The following is a 22,469-nucleotide window of genomic DNA, read 5'->3' as shown; positions in this document are numbered from 1 at the left end:
TGGATTGACCTATTCGTCAAAGAGACCTTTTCGGTGGGCCTTTATATATTTACCGCAATAGTTATCCTGCCCCAATAAAGCGGTGGCAGTCACAATGTCTGCCATCATCCTGCGGTTCGTCGGGTTAAGGACATAACCATCCATGCCAAGGGTCATGGTTTGGACGACGAATAAGCGGTTTAAAATGCTGCGGTTTGGCAGTCCGTAGGAAATATTGCTCAGCCCACACATAAAGTGGACATCTGGATAATCCCGCTTAATGGCCCGGATGGTATCCAGCACTTCAATGCCTGCGGATGTCACGCTGCTAATGGGCTTGACCAGGGGGTCGAAGAACATGTCTTCGTCTGCAATACCCTCTGCTGCCAGCTTGGCGTGGAGCTTTTTGACCACCTTCATCCGGTCCTCTGCGGTGACCGGCATCCCCGTGCTGTCCATACACAGCACGACGATCTTGGTATTGTATTTTTTAATGAGGGGCAGGACGCTGTCATAGCGTTCCTCTTCGTCTGAAATTGAATTAATCATGGGGCAGCCGTTTTCACACAGGGCTAAGCCGGCTTCCAGAGCTTCTGCACTGGGACTATCGATACATAGGGGGGTGTCGACTTCGTCCTGAACCAGGCGGACCAGCCATTCCATGACTTCAACCTCATGACCGATTAAATTCCCACAGTTGACATCAATATAAGTCGCCCCGGCATCGGCCTGTTCCCTTGCCAATCGACGGATGAGGGCTTCATCTTTATTCGCCACGGCCTCCTTGACTTCTTTTCGACTGGTGTTAATGAGTTCGCCTACGATTGTCAGCATTAATCTGTCCTCACTTTCTGCATTACATGGCCATTAATTGATCACATATTTCCACAGCGGTGGATGCGTCATCCGAGTAGCCATCAGCCCCGATTTCATCGGCGAATTCCTGGGTAACGGGAGCTCCGCCGACGATGATCTTCACTTGGTCCCGGATACCGGCTTCATTAATCTTTTTGATGGTTTCGTCAATTTTCATCATCGTTGTCGTCAAGAGGGAGGACATTCCGACGATGTTGGGTTGATGCTTGTTAATGGCATCAATGAACATTTCTTCCTTGACATCCACGCCCAGATCGATGACTTCATAGCCACGGCTTTCCATCATCAGTACCACCAGGTTCTTGCCAATATCGTGAAGGTCTCCGTTGACGGTCCCAATGATAACTTTGCCCCGGGTAGTAACATCCCCTTCGGACATCAGGGGCTTGACCACCTGCATGCCCTCATTCATGGTGTCGGCACACTCCATGACTTCCGGGACGAACATTTCACCGCTTTTAAAGAGTGGGGCCACAATATTCATCCCACCAATTAAGCCGTCGTTGATGATTTCAGACACATCAGCCCCTTCATCCACTGCTTTTTGGACCAGATCCTTGATTTCGTCGAGTTCGCCATCGACAACACATTGAGAAATATCGCTAATTGTTGACATCTATTTTTCCTCCTACTTTTTAACCTTATAGACCATATTCGCCGGGTAAGAATTTATCGAAGTCCAGGCTGGATTTCATTTCTTCGTAGAATTTTTCCTTATCATCAGGAATTTTATCCACGGCTTTTTCCATTTTATCCAGCCATTTCATATCCCGACGATCGTAGAGGACCTTTTCGGCCTTCATGGCATCTCTGAGCTCGTTGATAGTGAGCTTGGCCGCCAGCTTGGTCTGAAGGAATTTATCCTGTACCTTGACCAGCTCCTTGGAGATCTTTAAGACCACATCGGGCTTAAGTACCCAGGCCTGGACATCCAGGGGGGCATCGGATTCTGCCAATAAGTCACGCAGCATTCGATTTTGTCCCTTTTCCGTGGCCGTATTCATCAGGCGGCAGTCGTACACCAGCTGTTCCATACCGACGACAGGGGCCATTTCCGACAGCAGCTTAACCTGCTGGATGGATTCGTTGGACCAGGTGTCACACACACAGGCGGCAATATTGCCAATGGGGCTTAAATGGGCACCGGCGGCGCTCTTGCCTTCCATGGCGATGGGGCTTCCCGTCATGGCCTTGAGATAAGGACCTTCATAGGCGCAGTCCTTGCTCGGTCCGACAGCCCCTTGTTCAAAGGCCACCAGAGCCCTTGGAACGGCTACCACACGCATAACAGCGGCGAAGACCTTGGGGATGAATCCTTTTTCAGCCAAGACCATGGCGGTATTGGCAAAGCCACAGGCGGAATCTCCGGCGGCGTAGCAATTGTTTTCTTCAGCCAGCTTCACCAGATTTCCCCAGAGGAATTCCATGTCGGTGCTGCCTAAAACCCCAAGGGCGAAAATCGCTTTTCGGATATCGGCCTTGACCAGGGCATCGTCGTTAATTTCCTTCCCACCGGTGGATTCGATGGACAGAAAGTCTGAGCCGTCCTTAGCACATTGTTCGTACAATGCCAGCATGGTATCCCAGTACTTTCCACCGCGCATGACCGGTGGCCGGCTCATTTCCCGCAAATCGTTGGGGGTCGTCCGGATGGCGGTTTTAAGGCCATATTTTTCCCCGGCTTCCTTCATTCCATTGAGTAGGATGCGGTTGACATCAATGCCGTATTGGGGATTTTCTGTGAAATCCGGAACGGTTTCAAATTCAACCAACACACCTGGGGCATGTAATTCGGCCGCACGCTTTAATACCCCATCAATAATATTTGTATAAATTGTATTTGCCTTGCCGATCGTATCATCATTGACGTCCATTCCCGGTAACGTAAAATTGATTTCCGGATAAACGGTTCCTCCCCCGATGACGAGACCCCCTTTAGTTGTAACTGGCTTTGGACAAGATCCATAAACAAAATCCTCTAAATCGCTTATTGCACATTTATCAAATTTAATCGCCATAACGAACCTACCTCCTTGTAAAATACACATCAGATACTCAATGCTCTGCAGAACACCACATTTACCTTGATGTAATCATATAACAATTCTAAGGCCTTGTCTGTGGATAATCCTCTTTTTTTTGGTAGGATATTGCTTTCCTCCTCCAGATAATACCAATACGTCCCAATTAAAAAAAGCCACCACAGTAACGCGCCTGTGACAGCTTTTAGCACCGCTTATTGGCAGTGATGGTGATCCTGATGGTGATGATGTCCACCGCAAACCGGGCAGGGTGCCCCGTCCTCATGGTGGTGCTCATGGTGATGCCCATGGCCCGAATGCCCCCCTGGTGAGGACTGATGGACCGCCATGGTTAGCCCCGGATTGTGGGGTTGGTGCTCTGCCCAGGCTGCGGATAATGCCTCCAGGCTCTCTTCAAGGCCCCTTTCCTCCACCAGGGAGTTAATAATCATCCTGCCCTCGTCTGCCCGGATGTTGCCAAAGCATTCTGTCACCGCCCCCGCCCGGGAAGAAATACAGCTAAACTTGATAAAGCAATGGGCGGAAAATTCCAACAGGGCTTTGATATGCCCAATGATCTGCTCGTCTCCGTTGGAAACAGCCTTTGCGTAGCTGTCCATTACCAGCCCCATGCGGCTTTGCCACTCGGAGCAGCCCATGGCCCGATCACTTTGAATGCGCAATTCGATGGTAATGGGTAAAAAAGTATCCTGATACATTGGTTAATCTCCTTCCCTTTGAATAAAGGTGCAAAAGGCATCCGTCAAGGCATCATCCTTAAGGTTAAGCTTGAAAACTGGCATCTGCCCCACCTCCGAGCGCACCATTTCCAGGGCTTCCTCCACCGATTCCTCTGGAGCAATATCGATCTTATTAATCACCACGGCCTGGGCCAGATGTAGGGAATGCTTAAACAATTCCCGGAGGCGGACCCTGTAAAGCCCTGTGCGCATGGGGTCCAGGATGAAAACATTTCGGATTTCCTCCCTCTCATAGCCACAATTCTCCATGGCTGGATACAGGGATTCAGGCTCCGCCATCCCCGAAGGCTCAAAGAAAATATAGTCCAAATCCGGGTTGTTCTCCAATAAATGATTAATCGTCGCTTCCAGGGTCACCTTCATGGTGCAGCAGACGCAGCCCCCAAAAAGGTCCCAGACATCATACCCCAAATGGCGCATTTCCCGATTGTCAATGCCCACATCCCCAATTTCATTGATGATGATGGCACACTTTTTTTCTTTTGCAATCATGACATCGATGGTTTTCAATAGCAAGCTTGTTTTCCCCGAGCCAAGAAACCCGGTAAACAAGATGATGGTCGGCTTTCTGGATTTCATCCTTCCTCCTAATGCTTAATCACCATGCCCGGCTTCTGGCCCAGCAAGACATTCACCCTTTCAATGGTGTCAAAGACATCCTCACCGTAGGCATCTGCCCCCACGGATTCTGCAAAGTCTGGTGTCACCGGTCCCCCCCCAACGATGATTTTCACCTTCTTTCGAAGGCCTTCATTGACAATCGACGTAATGACATCCCGCATTTCCTCGATGGTCGTGGTCAACAGGGCGGATATGGCCACGATATCGGGCTTATATTTTCGGATGGCATCCACAAAGTCCGTGGCCGGCACGTCAATTCCTAAATCGATGACGTTGTAGCTGTCCCCGGACAGACACATGGCGATGATGTTTTTTCCAATATCGTGGAGATCCCCCGCCACCGTCCCGATGATAATCGTCCCCTTAGCTTCCGACTCCCCCTGGGAATGATCGCTCAGCAGTGGCTTTAAAACGTAGAGACAGGCGTGCATGGCCCGGGAGGACATCAGCACATCCGGGATAAAGATATCCCCTGCCCGAAATTCCTTTCCAATCTTTGTAATGGTGGGAATCAACCCCTTTTCAAGAATCTGCTCCGCGGTGTAATTCTCTTTCAGGGCCTCCTCCGTCTTGTTTTTCACGGTTTCGGCATCCCCCATTTGCAGCGCCTCCTGTATTTCCTTAATGAGCATGTCTCGCGCCTCCCCTCTATTGGCTGTTGCGGAATTGAGTGGGTGTCATATTCAGATTTTTCCGGAATACCTTGGAAAAATAGCTGGCATCCTTGTACCCCAGTATTGTGGCAATTTCATCAATTTTATATTTTGTATTGCTGAGCATCTTCTTTGCTTCCTCTAAGCGGACCATCGTCACATAATCCATGACAGTGATTCCCTCGCTCTCTTTGAATATCCGACAGGCGTAATAGGGGCTCAGATAAACGGAATCCACGATTTCCTCCAGGGTGAGGTTCTGCTTGTAATGATTGCGGATATAGCCCTTAATCCCCTGGATGGCGGACTTGTTCTTATTCTTGCCCTGGCGTTCCAATTTCTTAATATAGGTCTGGACAAGCTTCACCGCAGCGTCGTATATCTCCCCAATATCGTAGCAATGATGCAATTCCTTAAAGAATTCGGTATTGATCACAATGGATTGCTGGGGCTCCACCCCCTTGGTAATCATGGATCTTGAGACGGCCACCGTCAAATCGCACACCCTGGCCCGGATTGTACCCAAATCACCAGTGTGCTCCGAAAAAATATCCGACAGCATCACCTTGTACAGCTTCAGGCATTCTTCATAATCCCCAATGTTAATCTTCCCAATGAGGGCATTTTCCTTCTCCATATAAAAATTCAGGCTTTGGCTGTTCAGCTGCTTTTCCAGCTCCTTACGAGTCTGGATTTCCTGATTCAATAGGGAGTGCTGGATTTTAAGCTCCTTCTGCTGGTTTCGCTGCTCAAAGGCTGAGCGCACAATAAAATTGGCAATAATGTATAACAAAAAAGCCGCGTGCTGGACCTTATCCCCAGAGATCACCTGTAATTCCTTTGCCGCCTCAAACAGCGGCGCCAAATCGTCGACAACACCGGTGTTCATCTCCTCCAGCTCAATCCAAAAGAAGGCCTCGGGGTCCCACATGAGAATTTGGCCGCAGATGATGGTCCCCAGGTTCTCCTCATCGATGATGATCGGCGCCGCCCACTCAATAAGGCCCGCCGGACAACGAAAGATATAGGGCTCGTTGAAAATAGCCGCCTGTTTTCCCGCACGGGCATAGGCACCCTGGCACCGATCGACTCCCTTTTCCCGCTCCGCCCGCCGAATAATTTTGCAAAAATCACAATTCTTCTGTGAATCCTCCGCCGAGAAAATAGACTTTCCCTCCACATCGACAATATTCGCCGTTAACCCTGTGGCGGCTGAAAAAGCATCGAGAATTTGCTTTAAAAAATCCTTGTCCACTAGTTGTAATAGCTTCTTGCGATTTTCTTGATTACGTGCATGGTTATAATCATTCATCGGATTCCTCCAGCTATCCTAATCCGTTTACAATTCTTATTGCTATACCCTAGTTATAATGCATAACGGTGATTTAGAACAGGTTTTATTTTGTTCATTCTGGTACTATCTTGCTTTTTGTGGATAATCTTGTGGTTTTTTTATCTTTCATCCCACAGTTTCTTAATTCCCTATTATCCTTGAATTAAAAACAACCCGCAAATCCCCCCTGTTACAAAGGAATTACGGGTTTCTTTTATTTATTCCCACTCTGTTTTCAACGTAAAGTGTATAAAACAGAATGCGATACTATCAAGGGAGTTAAAACAATATACAGAACAGTAAAACACTATAAATAAAAATAAAAGTGCAATAAAAGTGCAATTTTTGCACCTAATCATACTCTGTTTATATATGAAAACTAGATTCTGAATCCAATATTTGGTTAACGAGAGGCGTTCGAATTTGGACGTCTTTTATATATTACTTTCAAATAAATATGAGGTAGAATACTATCTATTTTCTTTTTAACCCAATTGTTATAATGGAGAGTGTAAAATATTTTGTGTAAATAGAAAAAAGGAAGTCCCTTCTGTAGAATAGAGTTACCACAACACATTCACAGAAGAGAGGACTTCCCTATGAACGATTTTACTACAGAAATTCTAAAGACTCTAGCGAACAAAGGCGATTTGAATGAATTATTCCGTGTCCATTTGGAGAAAGCAGTCAATACGCTTCTCAAAACGGAGTTAACGGCTTTCCTAGATTACGAAAAGTATGATCGCATTGGTTTTAACACGGGTAATTCTCGTAACGGCTCCTATGACCGTACGGTCAAGACCGAGTATGGGGAACTTCATCTCCAGATTCCGCGCGACCGCAATGGTGAGTTCAAGCAACAGACTGTTCCTGCTTATAGACGGACGAATGACACGTTAGAGGAGACCGTCATTCACCTCTTCCGAAAAGGTATTACCATGTCGGAAATCGCAGACTTGATTGAGAAAATGTATGGGCATTACTACACGCCCCAAACCATGTCCAATATAACAAAATCATTTACAGAAGAGGTAACGGCGTTTAATGGGCGGGAGCTTCATGACCGTTATGCTGCTATTTATATGGACGCAACGTATATTCCGTTAAAGCGGAAAACCGTCGCCAAGGAAGCTATTCATATCGCAGTTGGCATTCGCCCGGACGGATCAAAGGAAGTATTGAGCTATGCGATTGCACCGACTGAATCCATCACGATTTGGGAGGAAATTTTATTGGACCTTCAAGAGCGCGGTTTGAAAAATGTCCTCCTGTTCATCACGGATGGCTTAAAGGGGATGGTAGGAGCGATTAGTCGGTTCTATCCCAAAGCTCGTTTTCAACATTGTTGTGTACACGTTTCCCGTAATATCAGTCACAAAGTGCGTGTCGATGATCGTAAGGAAGTCTGTGATGATTTTAAAATGGTGTATCAAGCCTCATCTAAAGAGGTGGCGTTGGAAGCACGTGGTGCTTTTGCGGAAAAATGGAAAACCAGCTATCCAAAAGTGGTTGAATCGATTCTTTCGAACGATCACTTGCTCACTTTCTATGATTTCCCCTTGGCCATACGCAAGAGTATTTATTCTACGAACTTGATTGAATCCTTTAATAAGCAAATCAAGAAATACAGCCACCGCAAGGAACAGTTCCAAAACGAAGAGTCGATGGAACGTTTCTTAGTCTCGTCTTTTGATACTTACAACCAAAAATTCCTAGGTCGCAGTCATAAAGGCTTTCAACAGGCCGAAGGCGAACTTGAACAAATGCTAAGCCAACTGATTGAGAATTAGAAACAATCTGCAGTAGGGAAGAATCATTTACACAAAATTATTGACGCTCCCTTATAATGAGAACTTTTACTAACATAATTTATGATAAACTTACTATATAATCATATTAATTAAATAGTTAGGAGATCTGCTTATGTTTATATCTACTCTTCAAATTCGAAATTTTAGAAATTATGAATCCGAAATCTTTCGATTCGATAATGAGACAAATACTATTATAGGTGAGAATGATTCAGGGAAAACCAATGCTCTTACTGCATTGAGAATCTTATTAGATGATAGTTATTACTATAGTAGTAAAACACTGAAAGAATCAGATTTTTTTCATGGAATTCAAAATGGGTGGCAAGGGCATTGGATTATTATCTCTGCGACATTTGAAGGAATCAGCGAAGAAGAATTTGACAATGAGATTTGTGCTTCCATTTCTTTAAATTCTGAAAGTCAAACAATCTTAGAAGAATTGATTTCAAATGCAGATAAAGGTGTAGGTAGTATTTCTCTATTTATTAGACCTAACAAAGCTATTAGAAAGCAATTATTTGATATTTCCACTGAATTAGACTCTCATCAATTTAACGAATTTAGAAATTCTATTCGTCTATCCGACTATGAATTTTACTACACATCTAAATCAAATCTAAATTTCTGTATCAATGAAAATTATGATAAATTGGTAGGAAGACTCAATGACAATATAGCTAGTAATCCTGAAGAAGACGATGAAGCTCTGTTGGGCTCAAGAATTGACATGTCAGATATTTTCAAGCATATTTCGGTTGTTTATGTTGACGCTCTTCGAGATGTTCTTAGAGAAATGAAAAACAATCGAAACCCAGTCAAAAGAATCATGGAAACAATTGAATCAAAAATATCATCAGATAATGTTGAGTCATTAAAAACAATTATACAGCAATTAAATGAGACTATTACCAGTGTTCCTGAAATTAGGAAAATTGGCGAAAATATTAATCGGCAACTAAATAGCATAATTGGTTCAGTGTATTCTCCTAATCTTCTTCTTTCCTCAACTATGTCAGATGATATGGGTTCTTTAGCAAAATTTCTTTCAATGAAGCCAGAACAAAATATCGACTTAGACTTACTAGGGTTAGGACATCTAAATATGATTTATTTAGCTTTGAAAATAGTCGAATTTGAAGCGTGTCGTTCAAGAGAACTACTTAATATTATGTTGATTGAAGAACCAGAAGCTCATATTCATCATCATATTCAAAAAACTCTGTTCGAAGGATTAAATCTTCAAAAAAACTATACTCAGATTCTCATGACCACACATTCTGTACATTTAGCTGAAGTGTCTGAAATATCTCGGATGAATGTATTAAAATCGTTTAATGGCAAATCTATCGTTATGAATCCAGCAAATAATCTGAACTCATTTGCTAAAGAAAAGTTAAAAAAGAACAATCTAAATCTAATAAACGCAGTAGAGAGATATTTAGATGTTAAAAGAAATGGATTGCTTTTTTCTAAAGGTGTTATCTTAGTTGAAGGAGATGCTGAAGAAATACTTATTCCTCAAATAGTAAAAAAATTATTTGGTATAAACTTAGACGAACTTGGAATAGGTTTGATTAATGTTGGTAGTACTTCGTTTGAATATATCGCTAGCTTGTTTGACGATGATAGAATACAGAGAAAGTGTGCTATTGTAACTGATTTAGATGAACAGGCAATCCCATCAGAACATCGATTGTATAAAAGCACTGCACAAGAGAAAGGTCAAGCAAGAAAAGAAAAATTATCCTCCCTTTTTAATGAAAACAATTGGGTTAATTGTTTTTATGCTAATACAACATTTGAAATTGAGTTTTTAGATGTGAATAAAGAAAATATTCTAACTTATGTCAGTCCAATTATAGATGACGCATTCAAAGATAAAAAAACAATAACTGCTTATAAAGAAGAAATACAAAGTGAACAATATTTAGAAAGAAATTTAGCGATGTTAAAACTAGCCAATCATGTTGGTAAGGGGTGGTTTGCAATTGAGTTAGGTGAAAAAATTGACTTTTTAATCAAAATTCCTAAGTATATTCTTAATGCTATTGCTTTTGCATGTCAGGAAATAGTAGATCTCTCAATTTATAAAAAAATTCTACTCCATACAATCGACTTGTACGAGGAAACTACAGAATTGTCAGCTTTATCAGCTAGTTTAAAAACAAGTGATACAGCTGATTTGAATATAGCAATAATTTCTTTATTAGAGTACTTTGGTAAAGATGAGGATGTTGTGTATCTAATCAATCAGATAGAAAATTACACAAAAATACTTTATGCTGAGGTTTCAAAATGACAAATATCTTCGAAAAAATCGTAAATGATTTAAATTTAGAACAAAAAGATGTTGTGGAAAGTGAAGATAACCTTTATGTAAATGCATGTCCTGGGAGTGGGAAAACAAGGGTACTTACAAGGAAAATTGCTTACCAAGCAATTAAACACGATGGATCACTAAAAAGAATAATTGCTATCACATACACTAATAGAGCTGCTGAAGAAATTAAGGAACGCCTAAGTTTACTTAGTATAGATGATGATATTAATATTTGGGTGGGGACAATACATCAGTTTTGTCTTGAATTTATTATTTATCCTTTTAAAATGAATCTCTCAAGAGTATCAAAAGGATTTACAATTATTGATGATTATACTCAAAGAGCTTACGTCAGCCAAATTAATAATATGCTGAATTTAAATCTCAAAACGTATGAACTGAACAAAATTGATTTGTCACTTTCTCATGATTTTAAAATTAATGAAGTTCAGTATACTCAAGTTTCTGAAATGTATCACACTATGTTGGAAAAAAATAAAGAAATTGATTTTGATATGATTTTACTAGTAGCGTATAAAATTTTAACTGTAAACAGTAACGTTGCACGTAATATTGCTAGTAATATAAGGGCGATTTATGTGGATGAATTTCAAGATACTAGAGAATTACAATACAATGTAATAGCTAAATTACTTCAAAACAACCCTCAAATTCAGTCAATGTTTGTTGGAGATATTGACCAAGCAATTTATGGATCATTAGATGGTATAGCTAAATCAGTTGAAGAACTAGAAATGCTAACTAGTCACACTTTTCAATCAAAGACGCTACATGGCTGTTACAGGTCTAATCAGAGATTAGTAGACTTCTACTCTAATTTTCAGAGTTGTCCTTACGAGATTGAAAGCAGAGGGAATAATAAAAACGACCGTGGTTTTATAAGTTATGATTGCAAAGTTACTAAGGAGGATTTACCCAACATAATAAAAAATATAATAAAGGAAAAGATTGAAAGCGGCATTCATGAAAAAGATATTTGTGTACTTGCTCCTCAACACTATCCTCTGTTTTCACTGGGTGAGTATTTAAAGAAAGAATTACCGTATTGCAATTTTGATGCTATAAATATATCACCAATTAAGGTAAATAATCATAGTTTATTTTTCAAGTTAGCAATTTTGTACTTTACTGAATCAGGTGAAAAGGTTCGAAGAAGAAAGCTAATTGCAAACGATATTTTAATTATATTAAAAAATGAATTTGGAATAGAAGTTAAAGATTATTTTATTGACTTAGATTTATTACAGCTAATAAACAGTGTGAAAAGAATGTATAGTGGAGACGACAACGGTGTTGATTTATACAAATTTGTTACCAAACATATATTTGTTAATCTTAATATTGACGAGAAAAATTACCCGTCTATTTTTAAGCACTATCTATTTTTTATTAACGAAGTAGAAGATCGGATAAAAAATAATTCATTATCTAGTAGTGTATCTAGTTTTAAGAAGATGTTTAAATCTCGAGATGGTATCACACTTACTACAGCACATAAAGTTAAAGGAAATGAGTATGATACTGTTATCGCTATTAATCTTCTAAACGGGAAAATTCCTCATTGGAATGAAATTTTTAATGTTTCTGATAAAGGAATTAGTTCAGCGAGAAAACTACTATACGTAATTTGTTCAAGAGCAAAAAATAATTTATTTCTTTTCTCAGAGGTGGGTTATTTTACGAGTAAAGGAGACTTGCTTTATCCCACTCAATTATTAGATAAAATAGAATTTGATTATAATATTTAAAATACCTAGGTAGTCGTTGTTTTAAATATAGTAGGAATCGGACGCTCAGTACGGAGCGTCTATTTTTTTACCCAATTTTGAAAGGAAGTGAACTTATGAAAATAAAAAATCAAGAATCAAAAGGTCGCTCTCCCCCCTTTAAAACCATCACACAAATAAGATTCATTCAAACATAAAAACAGAAAGGATAGGTAAAAATATGGAACTTAAATATGTCATTCCCAATATGGAAAAAACATTTGGACAATTAGAATATGCTGGTGAAGGGAACATTGAACAACGTCGAATAAATGGCAGACCAACCATTCTCTCTCGTAGTTACAATTTATACTCAACGATTCAACGAGCAGATGATATTGTTGTCATTCTTCCCTCCGAAGCTGGCGAGAAACATTTTGAATCCGACGAAAAAGTCAAACTCATCAACCCACATATTACCGCAGAAGGTTATAAAATTGGCAATCGAGGATTTACCAATTACATTATGCACGCAGACGATATGGTGAAAGCATAAGAAAGGAAAGGTGAAAAAATATGAGATTAGCAGAAGGTATTGTGATTGAAAAAGACCAGACATTTGGCACATTGAAATTTTCCGCCTTGCGTCGTGAGGTTCGTATCCAGAATGAAGATGGTACGGTTTCCGAAGAAATTAAAGAACGTACCTATGACTTAAAATCAAAAGGACAAGGACGCATGATACAAGTCAGTATCCCCGCTTCTGTTCCTTTGAAAGAATTTGACTACAACGCAGAAGTGGAATTAATCAATCCTGTGGCAGATACCGTAGCGACGGCTACTTTTCGAGGGGCAGACGTTGATTGGTACGTGAAAGCAGACGATCTTGTATTAAAAGGACAGACAAAACCTCATCAGAAATATAAAAAAGAAGCGTCCGAAAGTGAAAAATAGGTGTTGCTTATGACAAACACACCATTGATTTTGAAAGAAATTCCGAAAGATGAAGCCATTTCTTTTATTCGGCAATACCATTATTCAAAGATACTCCCTAGATTGTGTAAATACTTTCTAGGGATTTTTTCAGAAGAAAAATTATTAGGCGTTGTGGAATTAGGCTGGGGTACGCAACCCCTACAAACCATACGCAAACTCTTTCCCGACAGTTCCCTTCAAACCACAGATTATTTAGAAATTGGAAAGATGTGTTTTCTTCCAGAAATGAATCAAACCAATTATTTTGGCAGTCAAGCTCTTTCAGCTCTAATTAAGTGGTTGAAAGAACATACGGACTGTCATTTTTTATATACACTGGCAGATGGAATTGAGGGAAAATGTGGCTATGTCTATCAAGCGTCCAACTTCTTTTACTGCGGGTATTTCAAGACAAGTGTCTATCGTGATAAGCAGTCATGGGAAAAGATACACCCTCGAAGTGCTCGCCTTTTATTAGAGGAAAATGCTCGCTTTGAACAGGTAGAGAAAAAGCATTGGCTTTCCCAGGCATTTTGCGAATACAAAGGGATTGAGAAAATCAATGGACGCATGTTTCGCTATCTCTATCCGTTGACAAAAGAAGCGAAAAAACTGTTAGGACACACTCTCTATCGACGTCATTATTATCCGAAAGAAAAAAATTTACGCTTTGAAAAGCGAATCGCTTATCAGAAATATGAAGCCATTTCTCAACCAACTTTTGATAAACAGGCTCGTATCTACAATACACAATTATTTTGATAGGTGGAAAGGAGGATTTTTATGCCATTGCTTCATGACAGAGGAGAGCGAATCAAAGCCAACGATAAGCACTTGGTCTATCATTTTGTACTAATTTCATTGCTGGTAGTTTTTCTAGTCGTCCTACTCCCTTTTCATTGGAGAGCGTTACAATCGGTGAACTGGCAAGCAGTTCAGTTAGATACATTTTTCTATCAACTTCATACGCCATACTTTTGGAGCAGTATTCTCACTGCTCTTTTTGTATGCGGACTTATCAGCTGGCTTTATTATCACTATCGTATAGATTCTATAAAACAGTTAGAGCACCGTCAAAAGTTAGCTCGTATGATTTTAGAAAATCATTGGTATGAAGCCGAAGAAACTCAATCAGAGGGATTCTTTAAAGATTTACCCAGCAAGAAAACCAAACAACGAATCCGCCATTTTCCTAAAATATATTATCGAATGAAAGATGGACTAATCCATATTCATGTAGAAATCACCTTAGGGAAATATCAAGATCAGCTTTTGCACCTAGAAAACAAACTAGAAACAGGATTGTATTGTGAATTAGTGGAAAAAACGTTGAAAGATTCTTATGTAGAGTATGTCCTACTTTATGATACTATTGGCAATCGAATTGGCATTGAAGACGTGGTAGCTCAAGATGGACGTGTCAAATTGATGGAATCGGTCTATTGGGAGTTCGATTCTCTCCCTCACATGTTAATTGCTGGGGGCACTGGTAGTGGAAAATCCTATTTTATTCTCACATTGATTGAATCTCTCCTGCATACAAATGCAAAGCTTTATATTCTTGACCCTAAAAATGCTGATTTGGCAGACTTAGGGGCGGTCATGAATAATGTCTATTACCGTAAAGAAGATATGTTGGCATGTATCAATCAATTTTACGAAGATATGATTGATCGCAGTGAAACCATGAAACAACACCCTAACTATAAAACAGGAGAAAATTATGCTTATCTTGGTTTGTCTGCCAATTTTCTTATTTTTGATGAATATGTGGCAATGATGGATATGCTAGGTCGTGAAAGTACCACCGTTATTCATAAACTCAAACAAATTGTAATGTTAGGACGACAAGCAGGCTTCTTTTTAATTCTTGCCTGTCAACGTCCAGACGCAAAATATTTTAGTGATGGGATTCGGGACAACTTTAACTTCCGTGTGGCTTTGGGTCGTATGTCTGAAATGGGCTTTGGTATGATGTTCGGAAGCGATACACAAAAACAATTTTTCTTAAAACCCATCAAGGGAAGAGGTTACGTGGATACAGGAAAAAGTGTGATTAGTGAGTTTTATACACCCCTTGTACCAAAAAGGTACGATTTCTTAGGAGAAATAGGAAAAGTCATTCAAAAAAAGCAATCTGAGCCTGTACCGCACGAAGTGAAAGGTACAGGTTCAGACTTGCTTTGATTGGTGTGGCGTTAGCCACGCCAATCCTTTAGCCCCCTCTATCTAACAGGGGGGCACAAATACAACTGAAAACAGGCAATTCTCATCAACCAATGTTGATGGTACAAAGGATTGCGGAAAATATGAAAGGTGTAAACTCAAGGGTCATAGTTTACATCTTTTTTAGATTGGAGGTTTGCGAATGGAAAACGAAAAAATTTGGATTAAGGAATTGAAAGAAAAGCGACTGGCTTATGGCGTTTCTCAAAATAAACTGGCGGTTGCTTCTCATATTACCAGACCTTACCTATCGGATATTGAAACAGGCAAGGCAGTCCCTACTCAACAGGTGAAAGAAGATTTACTGAACGCTTTGGAACGCTTCAATCCCGATAACCCATTGGAGATGTTATTCGACTATGTACGGATTCGATTCCCTACCAATGATGTGGCTCAAATTATCGGTGAGGTTTTACGTTTGAATATGGATTATATGCTACACGAAGACTTTGGCTATTATTCTTATCCCGAACACTATCGTTTCGGTGATATTGTTGTCCTAGTCTCTCATGATGTAAGTAAAGGTGTTTTATTAGAACTGAAAGGAAAAGGCTGTCGGCAATTTGAAAACTTTCTATTGGCTCAACATCGGAGCTGGTATGATTTCTTTCAAGATTGCATGGAACATAAAGGTATTTTCAAACGCTTGGATTTAGCTATCAACGATAAAACAGGGATTTTGAATATTCCAGATTTGGCAAAGAAATGTAAACAGGAAGAATGCATTTCCGTCTTTCGAAGCTTTAAAAATTATCGCAGTGGTGAATTGGTTCACCGTGATGAAAAACCATACATGGGAAACACACTTTATATTGGCTCATTAAAAAGTGAAGTCTATTTCTGTATATATGAGAAAGATTATGAGCAATACGTGAAAAATGATGTTCCCTTAGAAGACGCAGAAGTAAAGAATCGGTTTGAAATTCGGTTAAAAAATGACCGAGCCACCCAAGCCATGAAAGATTTATTGGCACATCAACAGGCGGAAAAAACAGCCTTTGAAATTATCAATCGCTATATCCGCTTTGCAGATAAAGACGACACTAAACGTCGGAGTGATTGGAAAACTAATGAACGTTGGGAATGGTTTATCGGTAAAAATCGTGGAGCATTACGCCTAACCACACAGCCAGAGCCTTATTCTTTTGAACGAACATTGAACTGGTTACATCATCAAGTCGCCCCTACATTAAAAATCGCAAGCATTTTAGATGTTCTCAACGGTACAACCATTATCTCCACCATGATTCAGGAAGCCAAACTGACAGAAAAACATGAGAAATTAATTGAACAACAACATCTAGCCATGGAGGATTTGATTACATGAGCCTTTTAACAAAAGAATTAAAGAAGTTAGGGTTTCAGTGTGGCATTGAGTTTCAAGCGTATATACAAAATACAGGGAAATATACGTCTCTCATTATTGAGGGAAAACGGCAAGCTGGTGATACCATCTATACCTATGATTTTTACAAGGTGAGATTTTATAATAATTATACCAATCGAGTAACCGTCTATGGAGAGCATTTAACCCCTTTTCAATTATTAAGGCGTGTAAAAAGCTATATCTATTATCGAGAAAAATATCTTAAGGAAAGGAGGACAATCACATGAATTTTGGGCAGAATTTGTACAACTGGTTCTTGGATAATGCACAGTCATTGGTATTGTTAGCGATTGTTGTCATTGGACTGTTTTTAGGTTTTAAACGAGAATTTTCAAAACTCATTGGCTTCTTGATTATTGCTCTAATCGCCGTCGGACTTGTGTTCAATGCAGCTGGCGTGAAAGATGTGTTATTAAACTTATTTAACCGAATCATTGGTGCTTAACAGATATTTTTCATGATAAAATAGGAAGTATATATTTTGTTATGAAAGGATTTATGAATATGTTTACAAATGATCAATTTAAATCTCTTTTAATTAAAACATTAGAAAGAAAGAGCTCTTCAAATTATTATGAAGGAGGTAACGAGATTGTTTCTAAAATGAAAATATCAGAGGTAACTTTAGATGAGACTGACGATTTTACTTATTATAAAGGATATAAAAAGGGCTGGAATACGCTTTGCACATATCTTAAAATAAGAGTTCCTTTTGATGATTTAGACTTTTTTGAAAGTCATAAAGATTTGATTACCCAGACAGCAAGCTCCATATATGATAAACAAGGTGATAATGTATTAGTGGATACTATTTTAGTACCACTTCCAGAGAATTACGAAGTAATTAACTTTAGTCAGTTGAAAATTAGTGATGTGGTTTCACAAGCTATTGAAGACGCTGAGTCTTTTATGAGTAATGGTGAATATCAACGTGCCTTTGACAGAGTTCACACTGCTTTTCATGGATATTTAATTGAAATACTAAAAAAATATGAAATTACAGTTCCTAGAGACGAAAATCTATCTAAATTATATAGTAGGATACAACAATTAATTGAAAAAGAAATTCAACCTACTGAACTTGCTGATATAGTGAAGACAACGATAAGGTCATCAAATGGAATGATTAGCTCTCTTAATGAAGCAAGAAATAGGCATTCACTTGCACACCCTAATACAAATATTATTGGAAAGAGAGAAGCAAAACTAATAATAGGTATTTCAAGTACAGTTACAGATTATATTAGCGGATACCTTGATAAGTAGCGTCATTAACTGATTGCTACTTTTTTTATGACTATTTTTATAAAAAGGATGTGATAAGAATTGGAAATGAAAGTCTATGTGGCAAATTTAGGACGGTATAATGAAGGTGAATTAGTCGGAGCATGGTTTACTCCACCAATTGATGAGGAAGAAATGGCAGAAAGAATCGGTTTAAATGAGGACTACGAAGAATATGCAATACATGATTTTGAGCTTCCTTTTGATGTGGACGAATACACGCCGATTAGTGAAATCAACCGTCTATGTGAAGCCATTCAAGAAATCGAAGGTACACCTATTTATAATGAACTCAAAGAAATTCAAGGCATGTGGTTTAGTAGCTTGGAAGAATTACTGGAAAACAAAGAGGATATTCATTGTTATAGTGATTGTGATTCGATGGAAGATGTCGCCCGTTATTACGTGGAAGAAACAGGACAGCTTGGTGAAGTCCCTTCCAATTTACAAAATTATATTGACTACCAATCTTTGGGACGTGATATGGAAATAGAGGGTAATTACCTAGTTACCTCTCATGGGGTATTTGAATATTGTCAGTAAGTTTAACAATCCGTGTTATAATTAAATTAATAAATAGCACGGAGAGGTATAAATTATGGTAAATGTATTTGAAAATCTTAAACTATTAAAACTAGACATGAAAGATAAAGGCTGGGTGATAGATTCCTTTTACTTTCGTTACAAACAGCAAAATTATATTGTACTTGTTAAGCTATTTGAAAAAGAGGAAAAAGTTCCAGAATATGCTCTGTTAAAACTAGAATTTTTAAAGGAAAACGATTTTTCAGATATGCTAGCTGTCTATGCTAATTCGGTAAAATTATATACAGACACGAAAACAATAAGAGAATATTTTGGTATCGAATACAGTAGTAACTTGGGAGATGTTTTATTTCAATTTAGCCAAACTCTTGCTCGATTTATTCCGACAGAAGTTAGTGAGAAGAAAAATGAAGACCAAAAAGAAGCCATGTGTTTCTCATTAAGTCAAAGTGATTCAGAAGATCCCAGAAAAAAATATTGTTTTTCAGTTAGAAGAAATCCTTTAAAGGGAAATGGTGAGCTGGGAAAACGAAGTCCTTTTAATGACAATAAAACGAGATTGTATAGACCCAGCTTATATGAACGATTAGGGTCAGATACCAATTTAAGTTTCAGATATTCAATGAATCCAGATGATGAAGAAACTGATGAAGGTATTATTGCAAAATGGACAAAAAATAAAATTGAATAGTTAAAGCATTGAAAGAGCAATCACCTATTTTGATTGTTCTTTTTCTATTTTTACGGAAAGGACGTGAAGACATGAAAAAAATAAGAAGTTACACCAGTATTTGGTCAGTAGAAAAAGTGATTTATGCGATTAATGATTTACAACTCCCTTTCCCAATTACCTTTACGCAAATGACATGGTTTATCGTTTCTTTGTTTGTCGTCATACTCTTTGGCAGTTTACCACCACTTTCTCTGATTGACGGAGCACTACTCAAATACTTAGGGATTCCCATTGTTCTCACTGGGTTCATGTGCCAAAAGACCTTTGACGGAAAGAAACCCTATGGATTTCTAAAGTCTATCATTACCTATGCTCTACGCCCTAAAGTAACCTACGCTGGCAAACAAATACGATTAAAAAAAGAAACAATGAATGAATCGATTACGATTGTAAGGAGTGAACAACTAGATGGCATATCCGATTAAATATATGGAAGATAATCTCGTATTTAATCATGATGGCGAAGTATTCGCTTATTATGAATTAATTCCCTATAATTACAGTTTTTTAAGTTCCGATGAAAAAATTCAAGTTCATGATAATTTCTGTCAATTGATTGCCCAAAATCGTGATGGCAAGATTCATGCTCTGCAACTAGCAACCGAATCAAGTATTCGAGCCACACAGGAACAATCGAAAAAAGAAATCACTGGACGATTAAAAGAGATAGCTTACGAAAAAATAGATGAACAGACCGAAGCGTTAATTTCTATGATTGGTGACAATCAAGTAGACTATCGCTTTTTTATTGGTTTTAAACTCTACCTCAATGAACAGGAAGTATCCGTAAAAAATGTTGGGAAAGAAATTCAAAAAGCATTTGCGGAATTCTTTCATGGTGTGAATCACAAATTAATGGGCGATTTTGTTTCTATGCCTATGGCGGAAATCGAACGCTTTTCTAAGATGGAACAGTTGTTAGAAAGTAAATTATCCAGACGCTTTCAGATTCGTAAATTGGAGAAAGATGATTTTGGTTATATTATTGAACATCTTTACGGGCAAACAGGTGTCCCTTTTGATGACTACGACTACCATTTACCGAAACGATACGAAGATAAAAAAGTGTTGGTAAAGAAATACGATATTCTCAAACCCACTCGCTGTTTAATCGAAGAAAATCAACGCTATTTACGGATTGAACAGGAAGATACCACTACTTATGTGGCGTATTTTACAATTAATAGTATTGTTGGTGAATTGGATTTCCCTAATAGTGAAATTTTTTATTACCAGCAACAGCAGTTTACTTTCCCCGTTGATACCAGTATGAATGTTGAAATTGTCGCCAATAAAAAAGCCTTATCTACCGTTCGCAATAAAAAGAAAGAACTGAAAGATTTAGATAGCCACGCATGGGAAAGCGACAACGAAACCAGTACTAATGTGGTGGACGCTTTAGAATCTGTCGATGAATTAGAAAGTAATTTAGACCAAACCAAAGAATCTATGTACAAACTAAGCTATGTGGTACGGGTATCGGCAAAGAATTTGGACGAGCTGAAACAACGTTGTGATGAAGTAAAAGATTTTTATGATGATCTGTCTATCAAATTAGTACGACCTTTTGGCGATATGCTAGGCTTGCATAATGAATTTATTCCCTCAAGCAAGCGATATATCAATGACTATATTCAATATGTCACGTCGGATTTTTTGGCTGGTCTTGGTTTCGGTGCTACACAAATGATTGGTGAAAATTCTGGTATTTACGTCGGTTACAATCTCGATACAGGCAGAAATATTTATCTCCAACCTAGCCTTGCAAGTCAAGGAATTAAAGGCTCTGTAACAAATGCATTAGCGTCCGCTTTTATTGGTTCATTAGGTGGCGGAAAATCATTCTCTAACAATATGCTGGTCTATTATTCAGTACTCTTTGGCGGACAGGCAACCATTGTTGACCCAAAAGCTGAACGTGGTGAATGGAAAGAAACCTTACCTGATATTGCCCATGAAATCAATATTGTTAATCTCACGAGTGAGAACGACAATAAAGGGTTACTTGACCCTTATGTGATTTTAAAACTCCCGAAAGATTCAGAAAGCCTTGCCATTGATATTCTCACGTTCTTAACAGGTATTTCCAGCCGAGATAGCGAGAAGTTTCCTGTCCTGCGTAAAGCTATTCGGAGTGTAACTCAAAGCAAACAACGAGGGTTGTTATTGGTGATTGATGAATTGCGAAAAGAAGATACGCCCATCAGCAATAGTATTGCTGACCATATCGAAAGCTTTGTCGATTATGATTTTGCCCATCTGTTATTCAGTGATGGCAGTGTCACCCAATCCATTAGCTTGGAAAAACAACTCAATATTATTCAAGTGGCAGATTTGGTCTTACCCGATTCCAATAGCTCTTTTGAAGAATACACTACCATGGAATTATTAAGTGTGGCAATGCTGATTGTCATTAGTACCTTTGCTTTAGACTTTATCCACTCTGACCGTTCCATTTTTAAAATTGTTGACCTTGATGAGGCTTGGAGTTTTTTACAAGTGGCACAAGGAAAAGCTCTATCTATGCGATTGGTTCGAGCAGGACGTGCCATGAATGCAGGGGTCTATTTCGTTACTCAAAACGCGGACGATTTACTAGATGAAAAGATGAAGAATAATATTGGCTTGAAATTTGCCTTTCGTTCCACTGACCTAGTGGAAATCAAAAAGACCTTAGAATTTTTTGGTGTGGACAAGGAAGATGAAAACAATCAGAAACGCTTACGTGAATTAGAAAATGGACAATGTTTAGTTTCAGACATCTATGGTCGTGTAGGGGTTATGCAGTTTCACCCGATTTTTGAAGAGTTGCTTCATGCCTTTGATACCAGACTGGAGTGTTATCATAAAAGTACAGTCAAAAATGCAAGGAAATGATAAAATAAAGAAAACAGAGAGGACTGTACACCCCAATGGCAAAAAAATACACACCCGAATTCAGAGCAGAGGCCGTCAAGCTATCCCAAGAAATTGGCGCACGGCCAGCATCTGAACGCCTCAACATCAATCTTGATACAATGTATACCTGGATTAGCAAGGCGAAGCATCATCAAAGCGAAGTTGATGCCTTAATCCAGAAAAAAGGTGGTACGGTCGCCTTAGCTGATGAAAACAAGCAGCTAAGACGCGAGCTCCGGGAACGCGAAGAAGAAATCGAAATCCTGCAGGATGCCCTCGGTTTTTTCGTCAAGCGCCAGAAGAAGTAAGTAAACG

Annotated in this window: 22 protein-coding genes; 15 read left to right on the top strand and 7 right to left on the bottom strand. The window is 39.1% G+C overall.

Annotated elements, in window-relative coordinates:
• Positions 1-9: 9 nt before the first annotated feature.
• The 7 genes from BLW33_RS05495 to BLW33_RS05465 all read right to left on the bottom strand — a co-directional run bounded on the left by BLW33_RS05495 (position 10) and on the right by BLW33_RS05465 (position 6,223).
• A complete protein-coding gene (locus BLW33_RS05495; protein WP_242911607.1) occupies positions 10-810 on the bottom strand; it encodes a methyltetrahydrofolate cobalamin methyltransferase in 801 nt (266 codons plus the stop codon).
• A gap of 25 nt (positions 811-835) precedes the next feature.
• Positions 836-1,471, bottom strand: coding sequence for a cobalamin B12-binding domain-containing protein (locus tag BLW33_RS05490; protein WP_090306137.1), 636 nt, complete (start codon positions 1,469-1,471; stop codon positions 836-838).
• Positions 1,472-1,496: 25 nt separating this feature from the next.
• On the bottom strand, positions 1,497-2,873 hold the full coding sequence (locus BLW33_RS05485) for a methyltransferase MtaB domain-containing protein (protein ID WP_090306134.1): 1,377 nt from the start codon (positions 2,871-2,873) through the stop codon (positions 1,497-1,499).
• A gap of 218 nt (positions 2,874-3,091) precedes the next feature.
• Positions 3,092-3,595: a hypothetical protein gene (locus BLW33_RS05480; RefSeq protein ID WP_090306131.1), complete on the bottom strand. Its 504-nt coding sequence runs from the start codon at positions 3,593-3,595 to the stop codon at positions 3,092-3,094.
• A 3-nt stretch (positions 3,596-3,598) separates the two neighbouring features.
• A complete protein-coding gene (locus tag BLW33_RS05475) occupies positions 3,599-4,216 on the bottom strand; it encodes a GTP-binding protein (RefSeq protein ID WP_090306127.1) in 618 nt (205 codons plus the stop codon).
• Between the two features lie 8 nt (positions 4,217-4,224).
• Complete coding sequence (locus BLW33_RS05470) at positions 4,225-4,890, bottom strand: cobalamin B12-binding domain-containing protein (protein WP_090306124.1); 666 nt, start codon at positions 4,888-4,890, stop codon at positions 4,225-4,227.
• Positions 4,891-4,906: 16 nt separating this feature from the next.
• The gene (locus BLW33_RS05465; RefSeq protein ID WP_090306121.1) at positions 4,907-6,223 is read right to left on the bottom strand and encodes a PocR ligand-binding domain-containing protein; all 1,317 of its coding nucleotides are present in this window, start codon (positions 6,221-6,223) and stop codon (positions 4,907-4,909) included.
• 620 nt (positions 6,224-6,843) lie between these two features.
• Between BLW33_RS05465 and BLW33_RS05460 the strand changes: the two genes are divergently transcribed.
• The 15 genes from BLW33_RS05460 to BLW33_RS05385 all read left to right on the top strand — a co-directional run bounded on the left by BLW33_RS05460 (position 6,844) and on the right by BLW33_RS05385 (position 22,462).
• Positions 6,844-8,034, top strand: a complete 1,191-nt coding sequence (locus tag BLW33_RS05460; RefSeq protein WP_010706102.1) for an IS256-like element ISLgar5 family transposase — start codon at positions 6,844-6,846, stop codon at positions 8,032-8,034.
• Between the two features lie 133 nt (positions 8,035-8,167).
• Positions 8,168-10,357, top strand: a complete 2,190-nt coding sequence (locus tag BLW33_RS05455) for an ATP-dependent nuclease (protein WP_000470931.1) — start codon at positions 8,168-8,170, stop codon at positions 10,355-10,357.
• A complete protein-coding gene (locus tag BLW33_RS05450; protein WP_000181735.1) occupies positions 10,354-12,147 on the top strand; it encodes an ATP-dependent helicase in 1,794 nt (597 codons plus the stop codon). The genes BLW33_RS05455 and BLW33_RS05450 overlap by 4 nt, the downstream gene beginning before the upstream one ends.
• A 199-nt stretch (positions 12,148-12,346) precedes the next feature.
• Entirely contained in the window at positions 12,347-12,661 is a 315-nt protein-coding gene (locus BLW33_RS05445) for a YdcP family protein (protein ID WP_000421279.1), read from the top strand.
• Positions 12,662-12,681: 20 nt separating this feature from the next.
• A complete protein-coding gene (locus tag BLW33_RS05440; RefSeq protein ID WP_001234191.1) occupies positions 12,682-13,059 on the top strand; it encodes a YdcP family protein in 378 nt (125 codons plus the stop codon).
• Positions 13,060-13,068: 9 nt separating this feature from the next.
• Positions 13,069-13,842: a Mom family adenine methylcarbamoylation protein gene (locus BLW33_RS05435; RefSeq protein ID WP_000185761.1), complete on the top strand. Its 774-nt coding sequence runs from the start codon at positions 13,069-13,071 to the stop codon at positions 13,840-13,842.
• Positions 13,843-13,863: 21 nt separating this feature from the next.
• Positions 13,864-15,267 carry an FtsK/SpoIIIE domain-containing protein gene (locus BLW33_RS05430; protein WP_001130244.1) on the top strand — a complete coding sequence of 468 codons (1,404 nt, stop codon included), beginning with the start codon at positions 13,864-13,866 and terminating at the stop codon, positions 15,265-15,267.
• Between the two features lie 181 nt (positions 15,268-15,448).
• Positions 15,449-16,633, top strand: a complete 1,185-nt coding sequence (gene mobT / locus BLW33_RS05425) for a MobT family relaxase (RefSeq protein ID WP_000426689.1) — start codon at positions 15,449-15,451, stop codon at positions 16,631-16,633.
• 283 nt (positions 16,634-16,916) lie between these two features.
• Entirely contained in the window at positions 16,917-17,138 is a 222-nt protein-coding gene (locus tag BLW33_RS05415; RefSeq protein ID WP_001009054.1) for a hypothetical protein, read from the top strand.
• A 41-nt stretch (positions 17,139-17,179) separates the two neighbouring features.
• Complete coding sequence (locus tag BLW33_RS05410; protein ID WP_000675717.1) at positions 17,180-17,959, top strand: abortive infection family protein; 780 nt, start codon at positions 17,180-17,182, stop codon at positions 17,957-17,959.
• A gap of 66 nt (positions 17,960-18,025) precedes the next feature.
• Positions 18,026-18,520: an antirestriction protein ArdA gene (locus BLW33_RS05405; RefSeq protein WP_000870467.1), complete on the top strand. Its 495-nt coding sequence runs from the start codon at positions 18,026-18,028 to the stop codon at positions 18,518-18,520.
• A 55-nt stretch (positions 18,521-18,575) separates the two neighbouring features.
• Entirely contained in the window at positions 18,576-19,214 is a 639-nt protein-coding gene (locus BLW33_RS05400) for a DUF6037 family protein (RefSeq protein ID WP_000248477.1), read from the top strand.
• Between the two features lie 71 nt (positions 19,215-19,285).
• The gene (locus BLW33_RS05395) at positions 19,286-19,681 is read left to right on the top strand and encodes a conjugal transfer protein (protein WP_000723887.1); all 396 of its coding nucleotides are present in this window, start codon (positions 19,286-19,288) and stop codon (positions 19,679-19,681) included.
• Complete coding sequence (gene tcpF / locus BLW33_RS05390) at positions 19,665-22,133, top strand: conjugal transfer ATPase TcpF (RefSeq protein ID WP_090306118.1); 2,469 nt, start codon at positions 19,665-19,667, stop codon at positions 22,131-22,133. Before BLW33_RS05395 ends, tcpF begins: the two co-directional genes overlap by 17 nt.
• A 35-nt stretch (positions 22,134-22,168) precedes the next feature.
• Positions 22,169-22,462 (top strand): transposase, encoded by a 294-nt coding sequence (locus tag BLW33_RS05385; protein ID WP_090306115.1) that lies wholly within the window; start codon positions 22,169-22,171, stop codon positions 22,460-22,462.
• Positions 22,463-22,469 lie beyond the last annotated feature (7 nt).

This window comes from Eubacterium aggregans (assembly GCF_900107815.1).
GTDB classification, from domain to species: domain Bacteria; phylum Bacillota; class Clostridia; order Eubacteriales; family Eubacteriaceae; genus Eubacterium_O; species Eubacterium_O aggregans.
Note: the sequence above shows the minus strand (reverse complement) of the source record. Positions and strands in the feature narration are given on the sequence as shown.

Bases quoted from the DNA above. Each gene is read 5' to 3' on its own strand.
- BLW33_RS05490 (WP_090306137.1), bottom strand. From the start codon at position 1,471: ATGTCAACAATTAGCGATATTTCTCAATGTGTTGTCGATGGCGAACTC.
- BLW33_RS05485 (WP_090306134.1), bottom strand. From the start codon at position 2,873: ATGGCGATTAAATTTGATAAATGTGCAATAAGCGATTTAGAGGATTTT.
- BLW33_RS05480 (WP_090306131.1), bottom strand. From the start codon at position 3,595: ATGTATCAGGATACTTTTTTACCCATTACCATCGAATTGCGCATTCAA.
- BLW33_RS05475 (WP_090306127.1), bottom strand. From the start codon at position 4,216: ATGAAATCCAGAAAGCCGACCATCATCTTGTTTACCGGGTTTCTTGGC.
- BLW33_RS05470 (WP_090306124.1), bottom strand. From the start codon at position 4,890: ATGCTCATTAAGGAAATACAGGAGGCGCTGCAAATGGGGGATGCCGAA.
- BLW33_RS05465 (WP_090306121.1), bottom strand. From the start codon at position 6,223: ATGAATGATTATAACCATGCACGTAATCAAGAAAATCGCAAGAAGCTA.
- BLW33_RS05460 (WP_010706102.1), top strand. From the start codon at position 6,844: ATGAACGATTTTACTACAGAAATTCTAAAGACTCTAGCGAACAAAGGC.
- BLW33_RS05455 (WP_000470931.1), top strand. From the start codon at position 8,168: ATGTTTATATCTACTCTTCAAATTCGAAATTTTAGAAATTATGAATCC.
- BLW33_RS05450 (WP_000181735.1), top strand. From the start codon at position 10,354: ATGACAAATATCTTCGAAAAAATCGTAAATGATTTAAATTTAGAACAA.
- BLW33_RS05445 (WP_000421279.1), top strand. From the start codon at position 12,347: ATGGAACTTAAATATGTCATTCCCAATATGGAAAAAACATTTGGACAA.
- BLW33_RS05440 (WP_001234191.1), top strand. From the start codon at position 12,682: ATGAGATTAGCAGAAGGTATTGTGATTGAAAAAGACCAGACATTTGGC.
- BLW33_RS05435 (WP_000185761.1), top strand. From the start codon at position 13,069: ATGACAAACACACCATTGATTTTGAAAGAAATTCCGAAAGATGAAGCC.
- BLW33_RS05430 (WP_001130244.1), top strand. From the start codon at position 13,864: ATGCCATTGCTTCATGACAGAGGAGAGCGAATCAAAGCCAACGATAAG.
- mobT (WP_000426689.1), top strand. From the start codon at position 15,449: ATGGAAAACGAAAAAATTTGGATTAAGGAATTGAAAGAAAAGCGACTG.
- BLW33_RS05415 (WP_001009054.1), top strand. From the start codon at position 16,917: ATGAATTTTGGGCAGAATTTGTACAACTGGTTCTTGGATAATGCACAG.
- BLW33_RS05410 (WP_000675717.1), top strand. From the start codon at position 17,180: ATGAAAGGATTTATGAATATGTTTACAAATGATCAATTTAAATCTCTT.
- BLW33_RS05405 (WP_000870467.1), top strand. From the start codon at position 18,026: ATGAAAGTCTATGTGGCAAATTTAGGACGGTATAATGAAGGTGAATTA.
- BLW33_RS05400 (WP_000248477.1), top strand. From the start codon at position 18,576: ATGGTAAATGTATTTGAAAATCTTAAACTATTAAAACTAGACATGAAA.
- BLW33_RS05395 (WP_000723887.1), top strand. From the start codon at position 19,286: ATGAAAAAAATAAGAAGTTACACCAGTATTTGGTCAGTAGAAAAAGTG.
- tcpF (WP_090306118.1), top strand. From the start codon at position 19,665: ATGGCATATCCGATTAAATATATGGAAGATAATCTCGTATTTAATCAT.
- BLW33_RS05385 (WP_090306115.1), top strand. From the start codon at position 22,169: ATGGCAAAAAAATACACACCCGAATTCAGAGCAGAGGCCGTCAAGCTA.